The organism is Streptomyces sp. NPDC052721, assembly GCF_040678315.1.
Classification (GTDB): Bacteria; Actinomycetota; Actinomycetes; order Streptomycetales; family Streptomycetaceae; genus Streptomyces.
Genome location: NZ_JBFATL010000025.1, coordinates 1 through 22902, shown reverse-complemented (window position 1 = coordinate 22902; position 22902 = coordinate 1). Strand labels below are relative to the sequence as shown.

The 22902-nt window shown below is 68.7% G+C and carries 20 protein-coding genes and 3 pseudogenes; 11 read left to right on the top strand and 12 right to left on the bottom strand.

What is annotated here, in order from left to right; genetic code table 11:
* Positions 1 to 500 precede the first annotated feature (500 nt).
* A complete protein-coding gene (locus AB0L21_RS23190) occupies positions 501 to 1460 on the bottom strand; it encodes an NADP-dependent oxidoreductase (RefSeq protein WP_365786088.1) in 960 nt (319 codons plus the stop codon).
* A 755-nt stretch (positions 1461 to 2215) separates the two neighbouring features.
* Here AB0L21_RS23190 and AB0L21_RS23185 point away from each other — a divergent pair.
* Positions 2216 to 2797 carry a helix-turn-helix domain-containing protein gene (locus AB0L21_RS23185; protein WP_364868444.1) on the top strand — a complete coding sequence of 194 codons (582 nt, stop codon included), beginning with the start codon at positions 2216 to 2218 and terminating at the stop codon, positions 2795 to 2797.
* 477 nt (positions 2798 to 3274) lie between these two features.
* Positions 3275 to 4761: pseudogene (locus AB0L21_RS23180) on the top strand (MFS transporter).
* A gap of 459 nt (positions 4762 to 5220) precedes the next feature.
* Here the strand turns inward: AB0L21_RS23180 and AB0L21_RS23175 are convergent.
* The 3 genes from AB0L21_RS23175 to AB0L21_RS23165 form a co-directional block, all read right to left on the bottom strand.
* Positions 5221 to 6177: an alpha/beta hydrolase gene (locus AB0L21_RS23175; protein ID WP_365709198.1), complete on the bottom strand. Its 957-nt coding sequence runs from the start codon at positions 6175 to 6177 to the stop codon at positions 5221 to 5223.
* 173 nt (positions 6178 to 6350) lie between these two features.
* On the bottom strand, positions 6351 to 7196 hold the full coding sequence (locus AB0L21_RS23170) for an NAD(P)-dependent oxidoreductase (protein WP_365786087.1): 846 nt from the start codon (positions 7194 to 7196) through the stop codon (positions 6351 to 6353).
* A 44-nt stretch (positions 7197 to 7240) separates the two neighbouring features.
* On the bottom strand, positions 7241 to 8164 hold the full coding sequence (locus tag AB0L21_RS23165; RefSeq protein ID WP_365786085.1) for an SDR family NAD(P)-dependent oxidoreductase: 924 nt from the start codon (positions 8162 to 8164) through the stop codon (positions 7241 to 7243).
* 250 nt (positions 8165 to 8414) lie between these two features.
* Between AB0L21_RS23165 and AB0L21_RS23160 the strand changes: the two genes are divergently transcribed.
* Positions 8415 to 9287: a helix-turn-helix transcriptional regulator gene (locus tag AB0L21_RS23160; protein ID WP_365786084.1), complete on the top strand. Its 873-nt coding sequence runs from the start codon at positions 8415 to 8417 to the stop codon at positions 9285 to 9287.
* Between the two features lie 250 nt (positions 9288 to 9537).
* Here the strand turns inward: AB0L21_RS23160 and AB0L21_RS23155 are convergent, their stop codons facing one another.
* A complete protein-coding gene (locus AB0L21_RS23155; protein ID WP_365786083.1) occupies positions 9538 to 9888 on the bottom strand; it encodes a helix-turn-helix domain-containing protein in 351 nt (116 codons plus the stop codon).
* 64 nt (positions 9889 to 9952) lie between these two features.
* Here AB0L21_RS23155 and AB0L21_RS23150 point away from each other — a divergent pair, with 64 nt between their 5' ends.
* From AB0L21_RS23150 to AB0L21_RS23140, 3 genes are all read left to right on the top strand, one after another.
* On the top strand, positions 9953 to 10852 hold the full coding sequence (locus tag AB0L21_RS23150) for an LLM class flavin-dependent oxidoreductase (protein ID WP_365786081.1): 900 nt from the start codon (positions 9953 to 9955) through the stop codon (positions 10850 to 10852).
* Positions 10849 to 12159: an FAD-dependent oxidoreductase gene (locus AB0L21_RS23145; protein WP_365786079.1), complete on the top strand. Its 1311-nt coding sequence runs from the start codon at positions 10849 to 10851 to the stop codon at positions 12157 to 12159. Before AB0L21_RS23150 ends, AB0L21_RS23145 begins: the two co-directional genes overlap by 4 nt.
* A gap of 94 nt (positions 12160 to 12253) precedes the next feature.
* Complete coding sequence (locus AB0L21_RS23140) at positions 12254 to 12904, top strand: NAD(P)H-dependent oxidoreductase (protein WP_365786076.1); 651 nt, start codon at positions 12254 to 12256, stop codon at positions 12902 to 12904.
* A gap of 499 nt (positions 12905 to 13403) precedes the next feature.
* On the opposite strand, the gene AB0L21_RS23135 is transcribed toward AB0L21_RS23140, so the two are convergent.
* From AB0L21_RS23135 to AB0L21_RS23125, 3 genes and pseudogenes are all read right to left on the bottom strand, one after another.
* A complete protein-coding gene (locus AB0L21_RS23135) occupies positions 13404 to 13583 on the bottom strand; it encodes a hypothetical protein (RefSeq protein WP_365786073.1) in 180 nt (59 codons plus the stop codon).
* Positions 13584 to 13720: 137 nt separating this feature from the next.
* A pseudogene (locus AB0L21_RS23130) lies at positions 13721 to 14065 on the bottom strand (glyoxalase/bleomycin resistance/dioxygenase family protein); the annotation flags it as partial.
* A 522-nt stretch (positions 14066 to 14587) separates the two neighbouring features.
* The gene (locus AB0L21_RS23125) at positions 14588 to 15655 is read right to left on the bottom strand and encodes a ferritin-like protein (protein WP_365786072.1); all 1068 of its coding nucleotides are present in this window, start codon (positions 15653 to 15655) and stop codon (positions 14588 to 14590) included.
* A 399-nt stretch (positions 15656 to 16054) separates the two neighbouring features.
* Here AB0L21_RS23125 and AB0L21_RS23120 point away from each other — a divergent pair.
* The 3 genes and pseudogenes from AB0L21_RS23120 to AB0L21_RS23110 all read left to right on the top strand — a co-directional run.
* Positions 16055 to 16309, top strand: a pseudogene (locus tag AB0L21_RS23120) (ketol-acid reductoisomerase); the annotation flags it as partial.
* Positions 16310 to 16527: 218 nt separating this feature from the next.
* Positions 16528 to 16731 (top strand): hypothetical protein, encoded by a 204-nt coding sequence (locus AB0L21_RS23115; protein ID WP_365786070.1) that lies wholly within the window; start codon positions 16528 to 16530, stop codon positions 16729 to 16731.
* 27 nt (positions 16732 to 16758) lie between these two features.
* Positions 16759 to 16914: a hypothetical protein gene (locus AB0L21_RS23110; protein ID WP_365786069.1), complete on the top strand. Its 156-nt coding sequence runs from the start codon at positions 16759 to 16761 to the stop codon at positions 16912 to 16914.
* Between the two features lie 165 nt (positions 16915 to 17079).
* On the opposite strand, the gene AB0L21_RS23105 is transcribed toward AB0L21_RS23110, so the two are convergent.
* The 4 genes from AB0L21_RS23105 to AB0L21_RS23090 form a co-directional block, all read right to left on the bottom strand.
* Positions 17080 to 18048 carry a Dyp-type peroxidase gene (locus AB0L21_RS23105; RefSeq protein WP_365786067.1) on the bottom strand — a complete coding sequence of 323 codons (969 nt, stop codon included), beginning with the start codon at positions 18046 to 18048 and terminating at the stop codon, positions 17080 to 17082.
* A 2-nt stretch (positions 18049 to 18050) separates the two neighbouring features.
* A complete protein-coding gene (locus tag AB0L21_RS23100) occupies positions 18051 to 18929 on the bottom strand; it encodes a hypothetical protein (protein ID WP_365786065.1) in 879 nt (292 codons plus the stop codon).
* A 39-nt stretch (positions 18930 to 18968) separates the two neighbouring features.
* A complete protein-coding gene (locus tag AB0L21_RS23095) occupies positions 18969 to 19424 on the bottom strand; it encodes a VOC family protein (protein ID WP_365786063.1) in 456 nt (151 codons plus the stop codon).
* 206 nt (positions 19425 to 19630) lie between these two features.
* Positions 19631 to 20842, bottom strand: a complete 1212-nt coding sequence (locus tag AB0L21_RS23090) for a serine hydrolase domain-containing protein (RefSeq protein ID WP_365709224.1) — start codon at positions 20840 to 20842, stop codon at positions 19631 to 19633.
* Between the two features lie 485 nt (positions 20843 to 21327).
* On the opposite strand from AB0L21_RS23090, the gene AB0L21_RS23085 reads away from it, so the two are divergent.
* The gene (locus AB0L21_RS23085; protein ID WP_365786061.1) at positions 21328 to 22089 is read left to right on the top strand and encodes a GNAT family N-acetyltransferase; all 762 of its coding nucleotides are present in this window, start codon (positions 21328 to 21330) and stop codon (positions 22087 to 22089) included.
* A gap of 213 nt (positions 22090 to 22302) precedes the next feature.
* Positions 22303 to 22794 carry a hypothetical protein gene (locus tag AB0L21_RS23080; RefSeq protein WP_365709228.1) on the top strand — a complete coding sequence of 164 codons (492 nt, stop codon included), beginning with the start codon at positions 22303 to 22305 and terminating at the stop codon, positions 22792 to 22794.
* Positions 22795 to 22902 lie beyond the last annotated feature (108 nt).

Below are 22902 nucleotides of genomic sequence, written 5' to 3'. Positions count from 1 at the left end.
AACCTTATGTGGAACGATATGACAAGAAAGCGCTCTGTCTATCTGTATCGAACGCCCCGGCGGTCACATCTTGGACCTCGCGATCGAGCGCGACACTGGACGCACGGAGGCGGCGGTGTGGTGCGGAGGTGCGCCGGCCCAGCCAGAGCCGCTGTGGGAGGTGCTGTGACGGCGGAGAAGCCGTTCGCCCATAGGCCGACGAACCTGCCTGCTCGACGCCGGTCGCTCAGCTGAAGGGGCGCCTCGCCTGCAGTGGCCCGACCATGCGTCCTTCGCCTGGGCGGACCACTGCGGGCACAAGGAGGCCTGGCCGATAGCCGTGGCCTTCCTTCAATGTCACAGGACGCCCACCGGTGGACCTGTGCGGGGCGCCTTCGACGGTGTACGGCGGAACCGACCGCCGGGGCGCAGCGGCGTCACTGCGGACCGGCGCCCTGTCCGGCTGGTGGATGCCTCTCCTCCGTTCCTCGAGTACCGCCGGCGAAGGTAGGTGGAGGGGGTCAGAATTCCAGGACGAGGCGGCCACGGATGCCGCCGGCCTCCATCAGGCGGTGAGCCTCTGCTGCCTGTTCGGCAGGGAAGGTACGAGCTACGCGGAGAGAAAGCGCTCCTGATTCGGCCTGTTGACGCAGCCGGTCGAGTCGGCTGCGGTCGCCTAGGTAGTCTGGGACGAAGGCCGTGCGCAAGCGCAGGGACCGGCGCCCCATCTCGTCGGGGCTAAGGGCGCGGGATCCTTCGCCGAGGACGGTGACGATGACGCCATCGTCGTGTACGGCGGGCGCCACCACCGCCGATCCGATGACGGCAGCGTCGATCAGCCCCGCAACGCCTCGCGGCACCGCTCGCAGGATGTGCTGAGCAACATCGGCCCCCCGGGGTACGACGACGTCGGCACCGAACGAGCGCACGAGTTCCTCATCGGCCGGCGAGGCGTCCGCGACGACGGTGAGTCCGTCCGCTGTGGCCAACTGGGTCACGTAACCGCCCACGGCTCCCGGCGCGCCGGTGACCGCGAGTATCTGCCCCGGTGAGAGCCCGGCCAGGTCGAGAGCGAGCCGCGCCGTCAGCCCGTTCATGGGCAAGGTGGCCGCTTCGGCATGGGTCACCCCCCGTGGCGCGCGGGCCACCTGGTCCGCGGGCAGGGCAACATATTGCGCGTAGGCGCCGCCCGTGAGAGTGGTCGGGTTGACCATCGCCATCACGCGGTCTCCCAGGCGCAAGTCGGTGTCGGTGCCGCTGCCGATCTCGTCCACCACCCCGGCTGCCTCCATGCCGGGGACGTACGGGGGTGCGGGGGACGTACGGCCCAGTGCCCCGTTACGCAAGTAGCGGTCACCAGGGTTCACCGTGGCAGCGTGCACCCGGATGCGCACCTGCCCGGGGCCGGAATGAGGCTCGGGCACCTCGAAGACGCGCAAGGCTTCCGGCCCTCCGAATTCAGATACTCCTACTGTTTTCATGCTTCCTCTTGATGTTGATCGAAGTTGGATCGTCGTAGCAGGGAGGTAGCCGGCCGGGGTCCGTCTGGAGGGTGAGGTCCCCGGCAAGGTGAGGACTGAGACGGCGGCCCCGTTCTTCAACAGTGCCGATGGCTGAGATCCGCGTTGGGGTGTCGTGGCGATGATGGTGTTGCCGTCGTTGATAACTGTCGCCCCGCACTTCGCATCCAGTCAGGGCTGTCAGGTCGGGGATGCGGGCGATGGAGGCCCTGGCTCGCGCCGATGACGCCGGCACCGATGCTGCTCATCGCTCCTGCAAGACGGACCTTGTGAGGGCGTGGGCAGGGGGCCGCGTCGCGGCCACGCAGGAGGGTGACGGGCACATGTCGGACCCGACCCGAAGGGCGAGGCTTGTGGTGGCGGCTGCTACTTCGCCGTCATGGAGGAAGTCGGCACTCACCGAGCATCCCGGCCGGTGGGCTCGACCCAGTGAAGCGCATATGGAACGGAGCGTCAAAAAAGGCGGGTCCCGAACACAAGAACAGGCGGCGCGTGGATCAACACGCAGAAGGCGGTCTCCTGCAGAACACCGGGTCCGGTCAGCCGGGCATCTCCTGGCCGCCGCTCGCGAAGTGCGGTGTATGACGGGACACCGGAGGCCAAGGCGGCGTCGGCCTCGCGCGTCTCGCATCCACCGGAGCAGCCGCCGCTCGACCACTTACGGCCAGCACTCATAATTATTTGGCGATCGCTCGCTACAGAGGTACGGTGGGCGTATGGCACGCTCTCGTGAGTTCGACACCGAAGCCGCCGTCACCGCAGCGATGGAGGCGTTCCGGCAAACCGGATACGGCGGCACGTCCGTGCGGGACCTGGCCGAGGCCATGGATATCGGCAGTGGTTCGCTCTACGCGGCCTTCGGCAGCAAGGAGGGTCTCTACCTGGCCGCACTGGACTTGTACCGGCGGCGCTATGCGTTGCCGTTCATCGAGATGCTGCGCGCCGGCGGTGACGTGCGGGAGACGGTCCGTGCGGCTTTCGAAGCGGTGATAGACGAGATCACCTGTGGCCCCGGTCAGGCATCCTGCCTGATCGTAGGGGCGGCCATGGAGCGTGCACACAGCGATGCGAAGGTGGCCGAGCGGCTCCGCACGACGACGCAATTGCTTGAACTGACACTCTTCGAAGTGATCGCCGAGGCGCAGGGACGTGGCGAGATAGCGGCCGACCGGAGCGCCGCGGATCTCGCAGGATTCCTGGTCATGACCTTCCAGGGGCTACGGGTCATGGGTGCCATCAATGCGGATCGCAGCGCGCTGACGCGGGCTGCAGAGGTCGCCCTGAACTGCCTTCGTTGAGTGTGCGGCGCCGGAACCACCCGGCCGGGACCGGCGCCGCATGTCATGGAGGCGTTTTTTTGCCCACATAATTTAACGATCGTTCGAGTTTGAATCCAGGGCGGGGGGTTCGCTGCCGTCACCGACGAGGTCGGCTTGCTGACGGGTACAGCGGCCGCATTGGTGACCTAACCGCAGCTGCACCACCCAGAGTGACGACTTCCGCTGGGAGATCGACGGCACCGAGGACGACGTTGTTCTCTCGGCGGATCTGGAGCGACGTACGGGTCGCCGACCAGGCCCACGGCATGACCTGAAACGACGCCCGCCTCGCCCGACATCCGGCCGACGACATGCGCACGGTGCGCGACGCCCTCTCCTCCGCACCGCCTGATCGATGCCAAAAAACGCGCCCCCGCTCACCGGCACGGCGCTTCCGCTGACGCAGCGCGACCGGAGAACCCGGCCGACGAACGACACCTCAAAGGAATGCAAGTCATGTCCCAAGACGTCCACCATCCCGACCCCCGACGCTGGTTGGCCCTGCTGTTCATTGCCATCGCCCAGTTGATGGTCTTCCTCGACGGGGCGATCATGAACATCGCCCTGCCGTCCGCTCAGCACGACCTCCACTTCACCGACGGCGGCCGACAGTGGGTCATCACCGCATACGGCTTGGCCTTCGGAGGTCTGCTCATTTTGGGCGGACGGCTGGGCGATCTCTGGGGGCGCAAGAGGGTGTTCGTGATCGGATTGGTCGGCTTCGCCCTGGCCTCGGGCGCCTCGGCGGTGCGGCGCAGAATCTGCCAACGCTCCTCACTGCCCGTGCCCTTCAAGGCGTGTTCGGCGCGCTCCTCGCTCCTGCCGCCCTGGCGCTGATCTCCCTGGCCTTCACCGACGCCAGGGAGCGCGCCAAGGCTTTCGGCGTCTACGGCGCCATAGCCACCGCGGGCGGCGCCTTGGGCCTGCTGCTCGGCGGGTTTTTCACCGAGTACGCCGACTGGCGCTGGGGGTTCTACATCAACCTCCCCATCGCGGCCATCGGGATCATCGGTGTCCTGACCGTGGTGCGTGACCCCGGCGCGCACACGGATCGCGGTCGGCTGGACATGCCGGGGGCCATTCTGGCCAGCGGCGGCGCAGTCGCCGTGGTGTTCGGCTTCGCCAAGGCGGAGAGCGACGGCTGGGGCGCGGGCGTGACCATTGGCATGTTCGTCCTGTCCGCCGTCCTGCTGGTGGCCTTCGTCCTGCTTGAGGCCAAGGTGACGTCACCACTGCTGCCGCTGCGCGTCCTCACAGAACGCAACCGCGCCGGCTCCTATCTCTCCCTGGCGTTGTCGGTCATGTCCATGCTCGGCATGTTCCTTTTCCTCAGCTACTACTTCCAGTTGGTGAAGGGATACACACCAGTGCAGAGCGGAGCGGCTTTCGTTCCGATGGCCGCCGCGCAGGCCATCGGCTCCACACAGATCGGTGCCCGCCTCGCGCACCGGGTCCGCCCCGGCCTGCTGATGGCTGCCGGATACGCGGTGTCTGGTATCGGTGTGCTGATGCTCGCGCTGCTTGACGTCGGTTCCTCGTTCGGGTACATCGCAGCGGCCGAGATAGTGGTGGGCGCCGGTATCGGCACGGCGTTCATGCCCGCCTTCAGTCTGGGCGCTCATGGTGTAGAACCCCGCGACGTCGGGGTCGCCTCCGCCATGACCAACACCTCGCAGCAGATGGGCGGCTCCATCGGCACCGCGCTGCTCAACACCATCGCCGCAAGCGCCACCACCGGGTACGTCGCCTCCCATCACGGCACCGCCTCCCTCCCTGGCCTGTCGCTGGTCCACGGCTACTCCGTTGCCTACTGGTGGGGCACCGGATTCCTCGTCGCGGCGGCACTAGTCGCGTTCCTCGCCGTCAACGCAGGCAAGCCGCAGCACCAGTCGGTCGTCGCGGCCAAGAGCGCGGAGACTTCGGAACTCCAGTCAGCGGAGTGACCACGACAGAGCCGGCCGGCGCGGCTCGACCGCACCTGGCCGGCCCTGCCGGACCGTGGCACACAGTGGTCGGCTAGAGGGCTCGTGATGTCGGCGGACAAGCAGATGCGGACCGGATGAACGCCCACCTCCGGCCACCCCACGCGGCACCACGTTCGATGCCTCGGAAGCCGTAGCGCGTGATATCGCGCGCGGTCGAACTACTCGACGACCTGGAACAGGGCGCCCCGCGAGCGGGCACCACCGCGCGCAAGCGATCGCGATCACCGGGGCCGGTCCGGACGTCGTGGTCGTGAGTTCGTCGAATCCCTGGGCTTCAACAGCTGCACGTAGAGCCCGCTCGACAGCTGCCGGGCAGCGAGGTCACACGTTGGCGCTGGCCGCAGTGAACGCCGGCCGATCCGTGTGCAGCTTCGATGATGGTGAGCGTAGCGACATCCGCCTCATGCAGGGCACTGTCTAGTCACTCTTGAATGCCTTTCGCAGGGCGCGAATGGCCTGCTCCATGGCGGCAGTGGTGGCGTTGGTCGGTCGTACGGGGTTGAGCATCATGAAGTCGTGGATGATGCCGTTGTAGCGGACGCTGGTCGTCGGAACGCCGGCCTGGGTCAGCTTGCGTGCATAAGCTTCGCCTTCGTCACGTAGCACGTCGTTCTCGTCGACGATCACGAGGGCCGGCGGGAGTCCGGCAAGTTCCTCCGGCGTGGCGCGCAGCGGCGACGCCGTGATTTCGCTGCGGTGTGCGCCGTTGCCGGGGATGTAAGCGTCCCAGAACCATTCCATGGCCTTCGCCGTGAGGAAGGGGCCGTTGGCGAACTCCCGGTAGCTGTCGGTGTCCTGTGCAGCGTCCGTGACCGGGTAGTACATCGACTGATGGACGAAGCTCACGTCGCCCCGCTGTTTGGCCATGATCGCGACGGCGGCCGTCATGTTTCCTCCGACCGAGTCACCGGCGACTGCCATACGGCTCACATCGAGTCCTTCGTCCGCCCCGTTCCTCGTGACCCACTGCGCGGTCGCGTAGGCCTGCTCGATCGCCACCGGGTAGCGGGCCTCCGGGGAGCGGTCGTACTCGACGAAGGCCACCGCCGCCTTCGCACCATCGCACAGCTCGCGGATGAGCCTGTCGTGTGTACCCGAGTTGCCCAGGATCCATCCACCTCCGTGGATGTAGATGATCACCGGCAGAGGGCCCTCGGCACCCAGCGGCTTGAGCAGGCGGACCCGGACATCGCCCACCTCTGCCGGCACGGTGATCCACTTGTCCTCGCCGACCTCGACCTTGTCGACCGGGGCAGCCTGGATGTCGTCGAGTACCTTACGGGCGCCCTCCGGACCGAGTTCGTACAGGTAGGGCGGGTTCGCTGTCGCGTCCGCGATTTCCTGAGCCTCCGGCTCAAGGATGTGCTCTCCCATTTCCGACCCCTATCAGCGGCGGAGTTCCATACTCACTTGCAGCCGATTCTCCAGCCAGGTGAGAGATACGGCATGTGGTGGACGCCGGCCTTCGACGGGGACAGCCCCGCCCACTACCGGTGAACCCTGGTCCCGCTGCTCAGTCGGCCGGGCGGGCCTCCGCCGTGGAAGATTCAGGTCCTGGCCCGGGCGACCAGGCGGGCGGCTTGGACCAGACCGGACGCGCCGGCCTCACCGCGTGCCAGGACTTCGTCGGGACGTGCGCCGCGCTCGCGTACGGCATGCGCGAAGTGCTGCATGTCCTTGCGCATCAGCGGGTGGAGGTGTTCGGCGAGGTCGGGGGTGATGTCGGTGCCGAGAGCGCGGAGTGCCGCGCTGCCACCGCTGCTGGCGCCTATGGTCTCGATCAGTGTGGGTAGGTCGAGACCGATCTGTTCGGCCAGGGCGAGAACGTCTTCGGCGTTCTTCATGTTGGTGATGGTCAGTGCGTTGTTGAACAGCTTGGTGAGCTGTCCGCTCCCGACCGGGCCCATCAGCCGCACGGTGTCGCTGAAAGCCTCGAACACCGGGCGTGCGGCGCGGAAGGTGTCTGAGTGCCCGCCGACGAATGTGGTCAAGGTGCGGGCGCGGGCGCCCGGACCGCCGCCGCTGACGGGTGCGTCAAGATAGACCGCGCCCGCTTCGGCGATGTGCGCGCCGATCCGCTCGGCCTCGGCGGGGTCGCCTGTCCCGTGGTTGACGATAATCGTGCCGGGAGCGGTGTTCCCCAGGAGTCGCTGGTCGTCGAGCAGGCTCCAGATGTCCGTGTCGTCGCGCAGGCAGAGCCCGATCAGTTCCGCGGAGGCCGCCAGGTCGGCCACCGTATCGTGCACCACGTGCGGCACAGCCGCCACGGCGGACAACGACGCCGGTCGGCGCGCCCATACATGCAGCTCGAAGCCCTGCTCGCCGATCGCCTCGGCCATGGGCCCGCCTTGGTCACCGAGCCCGATGAAACCGACTCTTCTGATGTTGCTCATGTGCCTGCTTCCTTGGGGATCTCCGTCGTAGCTCATGACCGCGGTCAGCGCAGGATGGTGGTGCCGAGGTCCCACAGGCGCTCGGCGTTCGCGGCATCGAGTGCGTAGGCCGCCACTCCGGGCACGCCCAGTCGGGTGGGCCGTGAGGTAACCTGCGGGGCTTCGTTGACGTCCTCGAAGTAGCGTCCGCCGACGCCTTCGGCCAGCGGGGAGGCGGCGAGGAAGACGGAGGTGGCCGCACCCTGCTCAATGGTCTTCCGGTAGGGCTCAGGTGTCTTCAGGCCGCCGGTGTGCCGCTGCAGATTGGTGGCGATCGCCCCGGGATGCAGCGCGTTCGCCCTGATGCCCTCGCTCGACCAACGACGGTCCGCCTCGACGGCGAGGAGCACTTCGGCGGTCTTGGACTGTCCGTAGGCGCCGAGCGCGTCGTAGGGGCGGAAGCGGTAGTCGAGGTCGTCGAAGACAACCGGGGAGAACAGGTGCCCGCTGGAGGAAACGGTCACCATGCGCGCACCGCCGGCGTCGGCGAGTGCGCTGTGCAGGCCCAGGGCCAGGGCGAAGTGTCCCAGGTAGTTGGTGGCGAACTGCTGCTCGTGGCCGCCGGTGCCCCGCTCCAGTTCGGGGAGCATCATGATCCCGGCGTTGTTGACCAGGATGTGCAGGGGGCCGGCCCAGGCAGCGGTGAACACGTTCACGGAGTCCAGGTCCGCCACGTCCACCCGGGCGACGTGGATGGCGTCGTTGCCGGTCTTGGTCCGCAGATCGGCTGCAACCTGTTCTCCGGCGTCGGGGCGCCGGACTGCGAGGGTGATCTCTGCGCCGGCGGACGCCAGTGCCCGGGCGGTTTCCACGCCGATGCCCGATGTGGCGCCAGTGATCACGGCGCGCTTGCCGGAGAGGTCGACGCCGTCGATCACCTCCGAAGTGGTCGAGTGGCGGTCGAAGGGAGTGCGGAAGAGTTCGGACATGGGCGTTCCTCGGTCGGAATGTAAGTGCGGGCATACGGCCGAACCGGTATGTGACCAGTACGACGAGCGTCCCAAGGGCACTGCGTCGGCCTGCCCCCGGCGGGGCGGGATGCCGCTCACCGTCTGTCCCTGTCGGTTGCGGCCGTACTTCTGCCACTGTGCGCAACCTGTAGCGGGCCGACCAGGACCGCCTGAGACTGGGACTGGCAGGGCCACCCGGACGGGCAGGCGCATGCCTACGCTGGAACGCATGACAGCCAACGGTGATCCGGGAGCCCTGGCCAAGTACCTGCGCGCCCGCCGGGAACTCGTCCAGCCCGCCACGGTAGGCATCCCCGACACCGGCAACCGGCGCGTCCCGGGCCTGCGCAGGGAGGAGGTCGCCTTCCTCGCCGGTGTCAGCTCCGACTATTACGTTCGGCTGGAGCAAGGCCGTGACCGGCACCCCTCCGAGCAGGTCCTGGTCAGCATCGCCAACGCACTGCGACTGGACGAGGAGGCCACCGCCTACCTCGTCCAGCTGGCCACCTCTCCCAGCACCCGCCGTCGGCGTTCCCGCCGCCCCGAGAAAGTCGGCGACGGCATCCGCATCCTGATCAACACCTGGCCGCTGACCCCGGCGTACGTCCACGACACGTACATGGATGTTCTCGCCGCCAACCCCCTGGCCGTCGCCCTCTCACCGTTCAACGCGCCCGGCCGCAACAGCATTCTCGACGCCTTCCTGGAACCAGGACTGCGCGCGCTGCATGCCGACTGGGAGGAGATGACCGCCCGGATCGTGCCCTACCTGCGGTCCGTCGTCGGCCCGGACGTCGACGATCCGCGACTCGTCGAGATCGTGGGTGAGCTCTCCGTACGCAGTGATCGCTTCCGCAAGCTGTGGGCACGTCAGGACGTCAAGCACAAGGCCACCGGGACCAGCTCGCTGCAACATCCCCAGGTCGGTCCCTTGGAGCTGCACTACGAGAAATTGCTCATCCCCGGCACCCACGGACAGACCCTCGTCACCTACCACGCCCGCCCCGGCAGCGACTCCGAAGATCGACTGCGCCTGCTCGCCTCACTGGACGACTCCGCCCGCACGTCCGGGGACGCCGTGCGCATCGCCACGGACAGCTAAGTGGGTGGTACATCCGCGGGAACTGGCAGGTGCACGCCGATGGCGGTGACCGTTTCAGGACGTCGTGGGGCTTGCGGCTGACGCAGCCGGTCAGGGCACGTCCAGGCAGTCCTGCGCGGCGGCGGCCTGCGCGAGGCCATGTGCGCGGTGGCCACGACCGGCCGGGCGCGGTGCGCGCCGCCGCATGCTGCCGGCGGTACGGCCCGGCGGCGTCGAGTGCTCGCGCCTTCTTTTCGTTGCTAGCCGGAGGCTACGTCGACGACGGAACGCGCCCGGCACCCCTGGGCCCCGAGCGGCGCATGCTCCACTGCGCGAGCGGCTGCAGGGCGTCCACCAGTGCCTGGCCGTCCGGGGACAGCCGATAGCGGACTTGTACGGGCGTAGTGGGAATGATGGTGCGCTCGATGAGGCCTGCGGCCTCGAGTTCCTTCAGGCGCTGGGAGAGCAGCCGGTCGGAGATGCCGTCGATCACCGCCCGGTACTCGCCGAAGCGCCGGGCTCCACGGTCGGCGGCCTGCAGTACAGAACCCGTCCAGCGGCGTCCGATCAGTTCGAGGGTCCCCTCGAAGCTCGGGCAGGTGTCGTCATGAATGGAGTCCACTTACAAAAGATTAGCACCTTACCCGCCGTTTTGGCGGTGGGGCGGTCCGGCGCACCGTAGATGCATGACCGACTACGGACGCCCACTCGCCTTCGGAGTGAGCCTCGACCCCTCCGCCGGGACCTGGGCGCAGACCCGGCGCCTCGCGCGGACGGCGGAGGAGTCCGGGCTGGACTACCTCGCCGTCCAGGACCATCCCTACCAGCCCGGCCACCTCGACACGTGGACACTGATCACGCATCTGTCCGCGGTCACCGACCGTATCTCCTTCCTCACCGACGTCGCCGACCTGCAGTTGCGCCCGCCGGTGATGCTCGCCAAGGCCGCCGCGTCGCTGGGCGTCATCACCGACGGACGGATCCAGCTCGGGGTCGGCGGGGGCGGCATCCCCGATGCCATCGCCTCGATGGGCGGACCGGCGCGACGCGGACAGGACATGGTGGCATTCGCCCAGGAGTCCCTGGGGCTCCTGCGCGCGGCCCTGTCCGGGGGCGTCGTACGACTGCACAGCCAGTACCACGCCGTCGGCGGTTACCGCGCCGGACCGGTGCCCCCGAAGCCCGTCGAGCTCTGGCTCGGCGCCCAGAAGCCGCGGATGCTCGCCGTCGCCGGCCGGCTGGCCGACGGCTGGATCTCTCCGCTGAACATCTACGTCCCGCCGCAGGAGGTGCCCTCGCGTCAGCGGATCATCGACGAGGCGGTCGCCGACGCAGGCCGCGACCCGAGGACGCTCCGGCGCGTCTACAACGTGATCGGCGTGATCGGCGACCACATGGACGGACCAGGGCTCGTCGGCGATGTGCGGCGGTGGGCAGACACCCTCGCCGAGTGGGCCGTGGAACTCGGCTTCGACACCTTCGTCTTCTGGCCCGCCGCTGACCCCCAGCAGCAGCTCACGCTCTTCGCCGGCGAGGTCGTGCCCGCGGTGCGCGAGCGCGTCGGCGCCCTCCGGAGGGGGCGATGAACGGCACCCCCTCCACCGTGCCGGTCGAGCTCGCCGGCAAGCTGGTCACGCCCGACGATCGCCGCTACCCCCTGCTCCGCTCCACCTACACGGCCGTGGGCCACCCAGCCGCCGTCGCCCTGCCCGAGTCCGCGGGCGATGTCGCGGCGGCGCTGCGGTTCGCGCGGGAGACGGGGCTTCGGGTGGCCGTCCGCAGCGGCGGGCACGGCCTGTCCGGCAGCGGCACCAACAACGGCGGGCTCGTCATCGACCTGAGCGCGCTGCACCGAGTCGACGTCCTCGACCACGGCTCCCGACTGGTCCGCGTCGAGGCGGGCGCCCGCTGGGCCCAGGTCGCCCAGGCACTCGCCCCCCACAGGCTCGCCATCAGTTCCGGCGACCACGGCAACGTCGGTGTCGGAGGCATCGCCACCGGGGGTGGCGTCGGATGGCTCGTACGACAGTACGGGCTCACCATCGACCGCATCCGCGCCGTCGAGGTCGTCCTGCCCGACGGATCGGCCGTGCGCGCCGATGCCGAGGCCGAGCCCGACCTGCTATGGGTGATGCGCGGCGCCGGTGCGGGTGCCGGGATCGCGGTGGCATTCGAAATCGAGGCCATGGAGCTTCGTGACGTCGGTTATGCACAGCTGGTCGCGGCGGTGGACCCGGCCGGGGAGACGCTGCGGCGCTGGGAGTCCGTCATGGCGCGGGCGCCGCGCGAGCTGTCGACGGCGGTGATGCTGTCCTCGCAGGGCGCCGCCACCACCGCGTTCATCACCGCCGTCGTGGCATCGGACAGCCCGTCCGTCATCCGCGACGCCATCGAACCGCTGCTCAGCATCGGTGACATCATGGCCCAGCAGGCCCATGTCGTCCCCTACACAGAGCTGGTCCCACCGCTCCACTTGCACCCCAACGCCGGGCAGATGCCCTCCAGCACGACCAACGGCCTGCTCACCGACATGACCCCGGACGCTGCCCGCGCCCTGGTCGCGGCGTCCGCCGCCCCCGACCCGGTCCTGGTCCAGTTGCGTGCGCTCGGCGGCGCGGTTCACGACCCGGCCCCCTCTGCGATGGCGTTCACACACCGCCACCAGAACACCCTCGTCACCGCCTCGGCGTTCCCGCCGGACGAACGCGCCACGCTGACCGCCGCCTGGGCGCCCCTCGCCCCACACACCGACGGCGCCTACGTGAACTTCGAGAGCAATCCTGACAAGACGACGTTCGCACGCGCCTACCCCGAACCAGCCGGCACCCGCGTCACCGACCTGTGGAAGCGCTACGACCCCGACGGCGTCCTGCGCCCCTGGCCGCCGGCCTGACCGCCGCCGGCCCCATCGAACTCACCGACCACGAGCCCTACGGCACCCGCACAGGCGCCCAGCCCGTCATGTCACCCCCTATTGGAGATAATCCATGGCGACATTGCTGCACATCGACTCCTCCGTGTTCCCGGACGGCGCTTCCGCCTCCCGCGCCGTCACGGAGACCTTCCGCAAAACCTGGCAAGAGCAGCACCCGGAGACCACGGTGATCTACCGCGACCTCTCCGTCACCCCCGTCCCGCACATCACCGCCGCCTCACACACCGCGGGCTTCGCCGATCCGAACGCCCACACGCCCGAGCAAGCCGCCGCCTTCGCTGAACGCCTCCAGCTGATCGAGGAACTGGAGCGTGCAGACGCGGTGCTGATCGGCGCGCCGATGTACAACTACTCGATCCCGTCGACCCTCAAGGCGTGGCTGGACAACGTGATCCTCTACGGCCGCACCTCGGGCGAGAGCCCCTCCGCCAAGGGCACCCCGGTCACCGTCGTCGCCAGCCGCGGCGGCTCCTACGCGCCCGGCACCCCGAAGGAGCACTACGAGTACGTGCAGAACTACCTGACGGCGACCCTCGCCGAAATGCTCGCCCTCGACCTCGACTTCATCGTCCCGGAACTCACCATGGCCCCGCACAACCCGGCCATGGCGGAACTGGTGCCCCTCTTCGAAAGCTCCCGTGACCGCGCCCTTCAGGACGCGGCCATCAAGGCCAAGGCCCTCGCCGAACGCCTCGCCGCGTAAACACGAGAGGGCCGATCGCTTCGCGGACAGCGGCGCCGAAGTCACGCGGCCGCCCACGGTGACGATGACGGTAATCACGGCGGCAAACACCCCAGCCCCCATGAGGGCGACGGCTCGACCACCCCGAGGCAGCCACCCTGCCCGTGGCAGCCCTGACCACCTGGAACGCCCTCTACGGAGACCACTCGATCACCGCTAACAGCACCGTTCTGATCATCGGCAGCGGCGGCGTCGCGCTCTCCGCCCTGCACTTCGCTCGGGCCGCCGGCGCCCAGGTCTACGCGACCGTGCGCAACAACGCCGCGGATGAGCCCTCGTCCGCCTCGGCGCTGCGGGCTACGTCAACAGCAAGACCGAACACGGGGCGATGCGATCTTCGCGCTGTCCGGAGGCGTGGACAAGGTAGTCGACAGCGTCGGCGTGTCCTCTCGGTGCCACCAGCTGTGCTGCCCCGGTCGGCCGCCGGATTCGCGCAGCAAGTGGTAGGGGCCGGCGCCGGTCATGCGAGGCGGATCCCTCGCGATCGCCCCGGCTCGCGGACGATCGCGCGTTTCGCCTCAAGCTCGCCCAGCTGGTAGTGCACGGAGGCCCGGCCCCGCATGCCGACGGCCGCGCCGAGCTGCTGCATCGTCGATGCTTGTCCGTGGTCGGCGATGTGCTGGCGGATGTAACGCAGCATGCGCTCTTGGGTGTTGTGACCGAGCACGGTAGTTGGCTCCGCTGGCCAAGTACCGCGCTCAGCTCGGGCCCCTCGCAACTGTGCGCGTGCAGAGTGCCGGCCTTGGTGCCTGCAGCAGGAGGTTGCGGGCGCCTTGGTCAGCTGCCGCAGGCGCATCTCGCAGCGGCCTTGGCCTCGGTCGGGGTCTGGGTCGGGTCGACGGCCTGCTCGTCGGGGGTGCAGCAGGCGGTCGTGCCGCAGCAGGCGCCCGGAGCGGTGCTGGTCTTCTCCAGGGTGTCGGCGTCGGCCTTGACCACGTACACCTCCCAGGGCTCCTTGCCCGGACCGGTCACCCACGTCTTGTCCTGCAGCGCGTAGCAGCAGGAGGTGTCGTTCTCCTCGAAGGTGGCCAGGCCGGCGTCCTTGAGGCGGGTGGTGGCAGCGGTGACCTGCTCGGTGGTCTCGACCTCGACGCCGAGGTGGTCGAGGCGGGTGTCCTCGCCGGATTAACCACAGTTCGTCCGACACGATCCACGGCCGCGACTGACGCTTCCCCACGACCCGACCAACGAGCACACCGGCCGATGGTTACTTGATCAACAAGTTCTGTTAGGGCCTCTTAGACACGGGTCGGCCCCCAACAGCGTGCGCCCTGTGCCCGGCTTACGGCCCCTCCCCACCACGCCGCCCGGCACCATGCGCCTGGAGCGGCCCGGCCGCTCAGGGCCCGGGGTGGGAGGTGGCGGCCTTCAGCTTCCAGCCACTGCCCGGGGGTTCCGGGTCGGTCGGGCTCTGGCGGTGGGCCCCGAGGCTGTCCTCCGGACGGTCGCAGCCGAGCCGTCCCAGCCCTCCGTATGAGGGCTGGGACGGTTCGGCTACGGCTTGGGCAGGACGCCCGGGAACCCTGGAGGGTCCGCTGCGCGCCGCGCCGGTCAACACGGCATGCACCTGGACCGCCGGCAGGGTGGGACCGTCCTCAGGAGTCGGAGTCGCTCGGCCCGGTCCCAGCGTCGGGGGCGGACGACTCAGGCGCGGTCTTCGGGTGCGACGTATTCGAAGGTGGGGGCGGCGGCCAGTCCGTCGTCGTCCCGCATGGCCATCAGGCTCTGTGCCTGTCCCTTGATCGCGTACATCGTGCCGACCGACATTCCCAGCATCGCCGGGTTGCCGTTGAAGGCCTGCTCGAGCTGCTGCAGCATCTTGCAGTACGTCTGGTTGAACGCTTCCTGCGCGGTGCGGATCGCGCTGCCCTCGGGGTGGTCCTCCAGCCGCGGGTTAGGGCGCAAGGGGAGGACGCCGGCGCGGTCCACGGTCACGATCTCCCCGGTGGGGCCGGACTTGGGCGTGTCACCGGGCTGGTAACGCCGTCCCATCGCGAGTTCCTGGAAACGGTAGTAGTGGGAGACCGCCTTGGTCTTCGGGTGGAACAGGTCCATGTCGCCGTCCCAGACGTCGGCACGGGCCGCGCCTTCACCCTGCTCGACGATCTCCTCAAGCGCCGCGAGCGCCGAACCGAGGTCGGTGACAGGGTTGAGGTGCCCTGCCGTGTGGGCGAACGGGCCGCCGGAGACCTGACGGGCGGGGTCACCGGTGAAGACCTGGTCCTCACCCAGCTCGGCGCACAGGCGCCGCAGCCCCTTCTCGACGGCGTCGTAGAACTGCCCGATCGTCTCGTAGTTGTCGCCCTCGGCCGGATCTCCCGGGTGCGCCGGCTGTTCGATGCGGAGGAACATCTCGAGAGCCTCCGGCCCGAACGGCAGAAGGGACAGTTCGATGGACGGGTCGGCGTGCGGCATGGGCCGCGGGTGTGGGGGCAGCAGGTGCGGCGCATCCAGGCGGGGCTGTCCGCCGACCGCGTTGAGGAGGTTCGCAGCCAGGGCGAGGTGAATCATCTCCTCGACGAAGACACCTCCGATGAGCTGTGCGGCCTCCGCGTTCCGTTCGGCGTCGAGGGAGTACAGGGCCGTGAGGTAGGGCGGCAGCGTGGCATGTTCGAGTTCGATGGCCCACTGCAAGTGCCTGCGCAGGTCGTCCAGCGTGGCGATGCCTGTCGCCGAGGCGGTGTCGTACTCGTGGGACTGGGTGTGAGACATGGAGGAGACGCTCATTCCGGTTGTCGTAGGCGCAAGGGGACGCACCTGCGGCAACTGACGTCGAAACGCCGAAGTGGCTGCCCGGATGACGAGGCTGTTCGTTCGCCGCCGAAAGCGCAGGCGCATACCCTGGAGTCACCTCACTGACAGGGCAGGCCACGTCTCTGTGACACGGTCATGCGCCATCACCTTCACAGGCTCTGGACGCGCCCGCATCCGTCGACGCACGGTGTGAGATAGTGTTTCGACCGCCGGGCCGGCGAGCGGCCGCCTTGACGCAGCGCCCGAGCTCCTGCCCTGGCAGGACGCACGTCGGCTTCCCCGGCCCTGTTTTCCGTGTTCCCCGCTTCCGGAGGCACAGTGCTCACCCTCGGCTCGCTCTCGGCAGGCACGCCGCCCTGGTCCATCTCCGAGACCGCCGAGTGGGGCGACTACGTCACCGGTCCGCGCATCATCACCGACGCCACCAAGGCCGAGATGAAGAAGGTCCTCGCGGAGATCCAGGACGGCTCCTTCGCCCGGAACTGGATGGACGAGTACCACGGCGGCCTGAAGAAGTACAACGAGTACAAGAAGCAGGACTCCGAGCACCTGCTGGAGACCACCGGCAAGCAGCTGCGCAAGCTGATGAGCTGGGTCAACGAAGAGGCGTAAGGGCATACGGAGCGGCACCCGGCCGGGTCGGCGATCGCAGCCGCACACCGCCGTTCCGGCGTAGGCGGCGTGGGGCGCCGACGAACAGCTCTCGCCCCAGAAGCCTGTTCACGGCGTGGACTCCGCTCAGGTCCGCAGGGACGGCAGGTGGGTGGCATCGGACGCGGGGCTGGGCGCCGTCCCGGCCGCGCGTGTCATCGCGGTCGATTGAGGAAAGCATGCGCCGCACCGACCGGGCCCTCGTCGTCGAGCAAGGGGCGCGAGGCACCTCCTACGGCGCCTGGCTGGGCGACGAGATCTCCAGGCGCCTGTTCGACTGCCTCGACGCGCCCGGCAAGCGACTTGAGGCCTCGCCCAGCAGGAGCACGGTCCGGGAACCGGCCGCCATCGCCCGGACCGACGAAGTGCTGGCCGCGCTGTAGGCCGTCTAGGACGCCTCAGGGAGAGGCATGACAGAACTGATGCGTGTCCCGGAGGTTGCCGCGGGTGCACCTCATGTGGCCATGGGTGAGTGGCTGGTGAGCGAGGGCAAGGGGCTCACCGCCGGTGCCCCCCTGTCACCGGCCACGCGGCCCTCCCACCAGGCCGGCCACCTCGTCCCCTGAACTGAGACGTCGTGCGGCCGGCAACGGGAGGAGCCGGCCCGCACGCCCCGTCGCCGGGGCACACGACGGGCGTACGGCCCCTCCCCTCGCGCAGGGCGCGGCGACGGTCGCCCCGCCGCAGCGTGTGCGCCCGCGCAGTCCTGTCCTCGCAGGTACCGCGGATCCTCAGTCCGGCCCCGCGGTCGGGGAAGCAGCGGAGGGCGCAGCGACCGGCGGGTCGGGCAAGTCTTCCAGGAAGTCCGCGGTCGGCGTGAAGAACAGGGAGCCCGTGACCGGGGTGGAGAAGTCCAGGATGCGGTCGTAGGACGCTGACGCCGTGCCCAGGAACATGCGCTCCAGCATCGTCTCCGTGACTTCCGGAGTGCGCGCGTAGCCGATGAAACAGGTGCCGAACTCCCCACGGCCCACGGATCCGAAGGGCATGTTGTCACGGAGGATCTCGCGCTCGTTGCCGTCCGCGTCGGTGACCGTCGTCAGAGCAACGTGTGAGTCCGCCGGCTTGGCGTCGTCCGCCAGTTCCACGTCGGACAGCTTCCGGCGGCAGGTACTTCTGCACGACGACATAGCTGCCGCCTGTGAACCGGGGGACTCCTCGCCGACGAGCACGGCCGCGCGCGCCGCCGGGCCCGTCGGATTCTGCGTGCCGTCGGCAAAGCCGAGCAGGTCACGTTCGTCGAAGTACGTGAAACCGTGCACCTCGTCTCGGACCGTGACCGCTCCGGGCAGTCGGTTCATGACTCCCGTGGCGAGCGCGAAGCACAGGTCCAGCCGCGAAGCGCGGATGTGGAACAGCAGGTCGCCGGGGGTGGCCACGGCCCGGTGCACCGGACCGTTGAGTTCCCGGAAAGGATGCAGCCTGGCTGGACATGGTCCGGCGAACAGCCGGTCCCAGGCGCGCGAACCGATATCGGTGACACAGCTCAGGCTGCCGTCGGGCTGGGCACGGAACCCCACGGCCCGCTCCAGTGAGCCGAGATCCGACAGCAGTTGGAGACAGAACCATCTGATCTCAGCGCCAGTAGTCCCTGAGACGATCGGTGCGGGACCAGCGGCGCTTCTGCGCCCCGGAAGGCCGCAGTCCAGCCTCTGAGACACGTCAGACGGCGTTGGTCCCGTGCGATTCGAGTACTTCATTCTCAGCAGCAGCCTTCGTCGGACGATCCGGGACGGGGCCTTTCGGCGCCGTCCGGGGACTGACCGCTTCCAGGTCTCTCGGCGCTCTCCCGCCCGGGTCGACTGGCGCACCATTCGCGGTAGCTCGTCCGCGCGACGAAGGCGTCCGCACCCGGCAAAAGGTCCGTGGACCGAAGACGCGCACCGAAGAAGGGGCTGCGGATGTCCGTGAGGACATGACGATGCTCGGCGTGCACGGTGGTCAGTGCGGCACGCACGAACGCGTCCAGCCTGAAACTCTCAGGGCCGGCGATCTCACGGACGCCCATCAGGGGTCGGGACACGGCGGTATGCGCAAGCAGGGTGGCAACGTCGGTCGCGGACACCGGGCGCACTTCGACCGGTGGCACCCAGACGATCCAGTCCTCGGTGCCCGCAGTCGCTATGTCCTCCACCGACTCGAACATCTGCGTGGAACGCACGATGGAATACGAAATGCCGGACCGCTGAATCATGGTTTCGTGCGCCTGAAGGGCGCGGAAGGCACCCTCACTTCTTATACGGTCCACACCTACCACGGACAGGGAAACATGGTGTTCGACACCGGCGGCCGTCTCGGCCTGGAGGAGGGCGCTGGTGGAACGTCGCCATGACGCGACGAGGGCCTCCTCGTCCATGACGAGGCCGTCATCATCGGTGACGATCCCGGTGTTCAGGGACGGCTGACGAGAGAGGTCGATCACTACCGAACAATGGCGCAGGGACTCGGCGATCTCTTCTCGTGCGAGCGAGTCAAGACCGCCGGGTGCCGAGATCAGGTCGACCTCGTGTCCGTGATCCCTGACCCAGAGAGCGGTCTCGGCGCCAAAGAGCCCGCCGTCGTCGAACACAACGACCTTCATCCGGGAACTCCCCCTAGGGACGGAACCGCGTGACGGTGCTCAACTGGACTCTTCCGGGGTGGGCGCGTGGATCCCCGCGAGCAGACCGGTGGACTGACCCACCTCGATGAGGTAGCCGTCGGGGTCACGGAAGTAGCAGCGCAGCTCGGATCCGCGGTCAATGGGCTCGGTGAGGAAGTCGGCACCGTTCGCGACGGCATGCGCGTGGAAGGCAGCGATGTCGGCCACTCGCACATTGAGGAAACCGGAAACACGCTCATCACTTCGTGGTGCCTCTAGTGTGACCCCTGGCTTGTCGGGGGTGGGACCGCCACCGGGGTTCATGATGATCCAGGTGTTGGCGACCTTGACGATCGCCGGATTCTCCTCCATCACGACCTCGCCGCCGAAGACATCGGCGTAGAAACAGCGGGACACCGCGACATCGCGCACCGTCAGGAAGTGCGTGAGAAGGAGGCCCTGCTGCGGTGCGGGGAGATCCCCGTGAGGTGTCATCGTCCGTCATCCCTTCATGGGCCCGGGTTGCTGGAGGTGTGACCGGACAGGCACCTGGTCTGTGACATCGGCGGGCGTCCGTGACGAAGGTCTGAGGAACAGAACGCCCCCCGTGCACGGAGAGGCGGGTCCGCGGCGCCGGCCTCCGCCGGCCGGCGCCGCGGCATCCCAGGGGTGACCAGGTCACCGCCCGGGTGTGTGGAGCCTCAGTGTCGGACGATCTGGGGGGCGACGTCTTCGGTGAAAGCCTCACCGCCGGAGCGGGTGACCTTGCTGTTCTTGACGGGGTCCACGCCGCAGAACGCAGCCTCCAGGGTGCCGCCGAGGGCGGTGTTGACGGTGCCGTTGTTGGAGGTGTTCGCCATCGACGTCATGCTGCGCGTACCGTCGGCCGTCGTGAAGGCGTACGTGTAGTAGCCCTGAACGGTGCCGGTGTGACCGTAGACCGTCACGCCGCAGGAAAGCTTCCTGCCTCGCAGGCCGAGCCCGTAGGACTGGGTGCCGTCCGCGTTCACCGGGACCATGCTCATCATCTCCTGCAACTGCGGCTGGGGGACGAGCCTGCCGGTGACGACCGCGGTGAAGAACCGGTTCAGATCCGCCGAGTTCGAGATCACGGCTCCGGCGGACTGAGCCCAGGAGACGGTCTGCTCGGTCGAGTCCACCAGCGGCAGCGCGGGGTCGTCGTCCCGGACGTAGCCCCGCGCGTAGGAGCCCGTGATGGTCGTCCGCGGATGCACGTAGGAGGTGTTCTTCAGGCCGAGCGGCTGGAAGATCCGTTGGTCGTACTGCGTGGCCATCGGCACACCGGTGACGTGCTCGATCATCTGGCCCAGCACCACGAAGTTGGTGTTGGAGTAACTGTAGGCGGCCCCCGGCTGGTTGGTGGGCTGGTGCGCGGTCGACAGGTCGATCAGTTCCTGGAACGTGAACACCTTGTTCCGGACAGCCTCGAAGCCCGGGACGGTGTGATAGAACATGTCGTTCGTGTAATCCCACAGGCCACTGCGGTGGCTCAGCAGGTGCCGTACGGTGATGCGGTCGTCCGGCAGCGGCTTGGGGAGGTAGTCGTTCGCCGACGCGTCCAGGTCGATGCGGCCCTCGGCGACGAGTTGCATCAGCACCACGGTGGTGAAGCTCTTGCTGACGCTGCCGACGCGGAACCTGCGGTCGGCGTCCATCACGGTGCCGGCGGCGGTGTCCGCCTTCCCCACGGAGATCCGGTAGCTGGAGGCACCGGAGTCGATGCGGGTGAGCGCGCCTGGCGCCCCGTAAGCCATCGCCTGCTTCTGCACGGCGAGCACGCCCGTGACCGATGGGCTGGGAAGGCTGGTGGTGGCGGCACCGGCGGGTGTCACGGCCAAAGCGGCCAGTACGACGGTACCTGCGAGCACGACGCTCGCGTTTTTGATGCGCATCCGATTCCTTCTGACGTGATCGGGTGATAACGCTGAAAGCGACCTGCGGGCCGTAGGACGGTCCCTGACGACAGCCGTCGCTGATCCTCGCTCCGGAGGACAGTCATGGGCTGGAGAGCGCTGGCCAAGACCATAACGCACACGGTGGGCACAGTGGCATGACGGTGCCCCTGCCGGCCTCGGCGGTGGGCGGGGCTCTGGGGGCCGTACCGGCCAGCGATCCGCACGCCGCCAACCCCAAGGGCACTCCCAGCACCAGAACAGACCCGGGAGCGGCAGAGCGCCTGGTGCGCGGCCGTAGAGGGTACCGCCTCGTCCTGGACCTTCCGCCGGGAACCTCACCCCGTACGGCACTACACTCACCGAGCACCCGTCAGAACCCGCGACGCGAGAAGGCCGTGTTCATGATGCATGCAGCAAGGGCGATCGGCACGCCAGACGATGGCCGGACGCACATCCGGGAGACTGCCCGGGACCCCGGGCCGATGGCGTCGGTGTTCGCCAACTTCCGCCAGTACCTCATGGGTTGGGATGCGGACAGCCACCCAGGGTCCGATGTCGATCAGTTCCGCAGCGGGCTCGCCACCCCGCAGTTCAACGGCGTGGTGCGCGTGCGGTCCACGTCCGCGATCGGGCCGGCCGTGGCGGGCGTCCGCCGGGACCTGGCGGGTCTTCCCTGGTGGTGGTGGGTCGGGCCCGACAGCCCCGGGGACACCGCTGACGCCCTGCGGCGCCACGGTGGACAGGAGCTCGCGGTCCTGCCGGTGCTGGCGAGGCCGCTCGGCCACCCGGCCGAGACGCCCGATACGAGCGGTCAGGACGGTGCACGCGCCGGCCTGCGGGTGGAGACGGTGCGGGACGGCGAACAGCTGGCGGACCTGGTCCGGACGTACCGGACGTCGATGGGTATCGCGCCCGGCCTGGAGCCGGAGATGGTACGCATCGAGTCGCAACGCGAGGACAACGCGGACATCGTCCGGCTGGCCGCGGTACGGGACGGCCGGGTGGTCGGGTCGACGGTGGTGATCAACGCCCACGGGGTGGCCGGGATCTTCCTCGTGCACGTGGCCGAAGCGCATCGTCGGCGGGGCATCGGTGCGGCCTTGACGGTCGCCGCGCTCCGGACGGCGCAGGACAGAGGGATGCACACCGCCGCGCTCGTGGCGAGCCCTGCGGGCGAGCCGCTGTACCGGCGCTTCGGCTTCACGACGCTTTCCGAGTACAGCCTGTTCGCCTTCCCGGCGTGAACCGTCCCGCCCGCGGTGGTGACGCCGGAGGTGCCGGACGACAACGGCCCCACCTGTCACTTCATCGGCGCCACAGCGCTGCCGCACACGGGTGGAAGACGGGCGGGCGCGTCCATGTCACAGATTCACTCGGCGCCTGGTCATGGTGGGAGAACCCCGTCAACACAGTGTTGGCCGATGGTGTGAATCCAGCGAACCGTGTCGAGGACTCCAGTGAACGCATCACGTCACCGCACGCTGCTGGCCGCTCGCAGACGTCCCGCACGCATAGCGGCCGCCATGTGGCCGGCCTGCGCCGCCCTGACCCTGGTCGCCCTCGGCATCTCGCTCCCGCGTGACGGCGCCGTCACGGGTGACAGCCGTGTCGGTGCCGGGCGCACCTGCCGTTCCGTCCTCCTCGCCGACCAGGAGCTGTCCTGCGGCACGTACGGCTTCGGTGATCTGCGTTACGTGTGCCCCGCGCCCGACGCGCCGCGGCGCTGTTCGAAGACCATGCGGGTGGAGATACGCAACACCGGGCCGTCCACCGTGTACGTCACCGTCATCCACGGGCCGCGTCCGGGCGAGCGCCTGCAGGACCCGGAACGAGAGATCGCCCCTGGTCACACGGCTGACTTGCGCCCTGGGAAGGGAGACCTGCTGTTCGATCTCACCCTGCGTGGCGCCGGCCCCGTCAAGGCCGTGACGATCGTCTCCGTGCGCTGACGGCCGCCCGCATCCCTAGGTCCTGTCGTCAAACTCCCGTCTGCCGCGCGACGCCATGCACGCACTCTCGCCGCACCGGGCCCCGACCCAAGTACATCCAGTACGAGG

Excerpts from the sequence above, each read along its gene's own strand:
- AB0L21_RS23190 (WP_365786088.1), bottom strand. The coding sequence starts at position 1,460 with ATGAAAACAGTAGGAGTATCTGAATTCGGAGGGCCGGAAGCCTTGCGC.
- AB0L21_RS23185 (WP_364868444.1), top strand. The coding sequence starts at position 2,216 with ATGGCACGCTCTCGTGAGTTCGACACCGAAGCCGCCGTCACCGCAGCG.
- AB0L21_RS23175 (WP_365709198.1), bottom strand. The coding sequence starts at position 6,177 with ATGGGAGAGCACATCCTTGAGCCGGAGGCTCAGGAAATCGCGGACGCG.
- AB0L21_RS23170 (WP_365786087.1), bottom strand. The coding sequence starts at position 7,196 with ATGAGCAACATCAGAAGAGTCGGTTTCATCGGGCTCGGTGACCAAGGC.
- AB0L21_RS23165 (WP_365786085.1), bottom strand. The coding sequence starts at position 8,164 with ATGTCCGAACTCTTCCGCACTCCCTTCGACCGCCACTCGACCACTTCG.
- AB0L21_RS23160 (WP_365786084.1), top strand. The coding sequence starts at position 8,415 with ATGACAGCCAACGGTGATCCGGGAGCCCTGGCCAAGTACCTGCGCGCC.
- AB0L21_RS23150 (WP_365786081.1), top strand. The coding sequence starts at position 9,953 with ATGACCGACTACGGACGCCCACTCGCCTTCGGAGTGAGCCTCGACCCC.
- AB0L21_RS23145 (WP_365786079.1), top strand. The coding sequence starts at position 10,849 with ATGAACGGCACCCCCTCCACCGTGCCGGTCGAGCTCGCCGGCAAGCTG.
- AB0L21_RS23140 (WP_365786076.1), top strand. The coding sequence starts at position 12,254 with ATGGCGACATTGCTGCACATCGACTCCTCCGTGTTCCCGGACGGCGCT.
- AB0L21_RS23135 (WP_365786073.1), bottom strand. The coding sequence starts at position 13,583 with ATGCTGCGTTACATCCGCCAGCACATCGCCGACCACGGACAAGCATCG.
- AB0L21_RS23125 (WP_365786072.1), bottom strand. The coding sequence starts at position 15,655 with ATGTCTCACACCCAGTCCCACGAGTACGACACCGCCTCGGCGACAGGC.
- AB0L21_RS23115 (WP_365786070.1), top strand. The coding sequence starts at position 16,528 with ATGCGCCGCACCGACCGGGCCCTCGTCGTCGAGCAAGGGGCGCGAGGC.
- AB0L21_RS23110 (WP_365786069.1), top strand. The coding sequence starts at position 16,759 with ATGACAGAACTGATGCGTGTCCCGGAGGTTGCCGCGGGTGCACCTCAT.
- AB0L21_RS23105 (WP_365786067.1), bottom strand. The coding sequence starts at position 18,048 with ATGAAGTACTCGAATCGCACGGGACCAACGCCGTCTGACGTGTCTCAG.
- AB0L21_RS23100 (WP_365786065.1), bottom strand. The coding sequence starts at position 18,929 with ATGAAGGTCGTTGTGTTCGACGACGGCGGGCTCTTTGGCGCCGAGACC.
- AB0L21_RS23095 (WP_365786063.1), bottom strand. The coding sequence starts at position 19,424 with ATGACACCTCACGGGGATCTCCCCGCACCGCAGCAGGGCCTCCTTCTC.
- AB0L21_RS23090 (WP_365709224.1), bottom strand. The coding sequence starts at position 20,842 with ATGCGCATCAAAAACGCGAGCGTCGTGCTCGCAGGTACCGTCGTACTG.
- AB0L21_RS23085 (WP_365786061.1), top strand. The coding sequence starts at position 21,328 with ATGGCGTCGGTGTTCGCCAACTTCCGCCAGTACCTCATGGGTTGGGAT.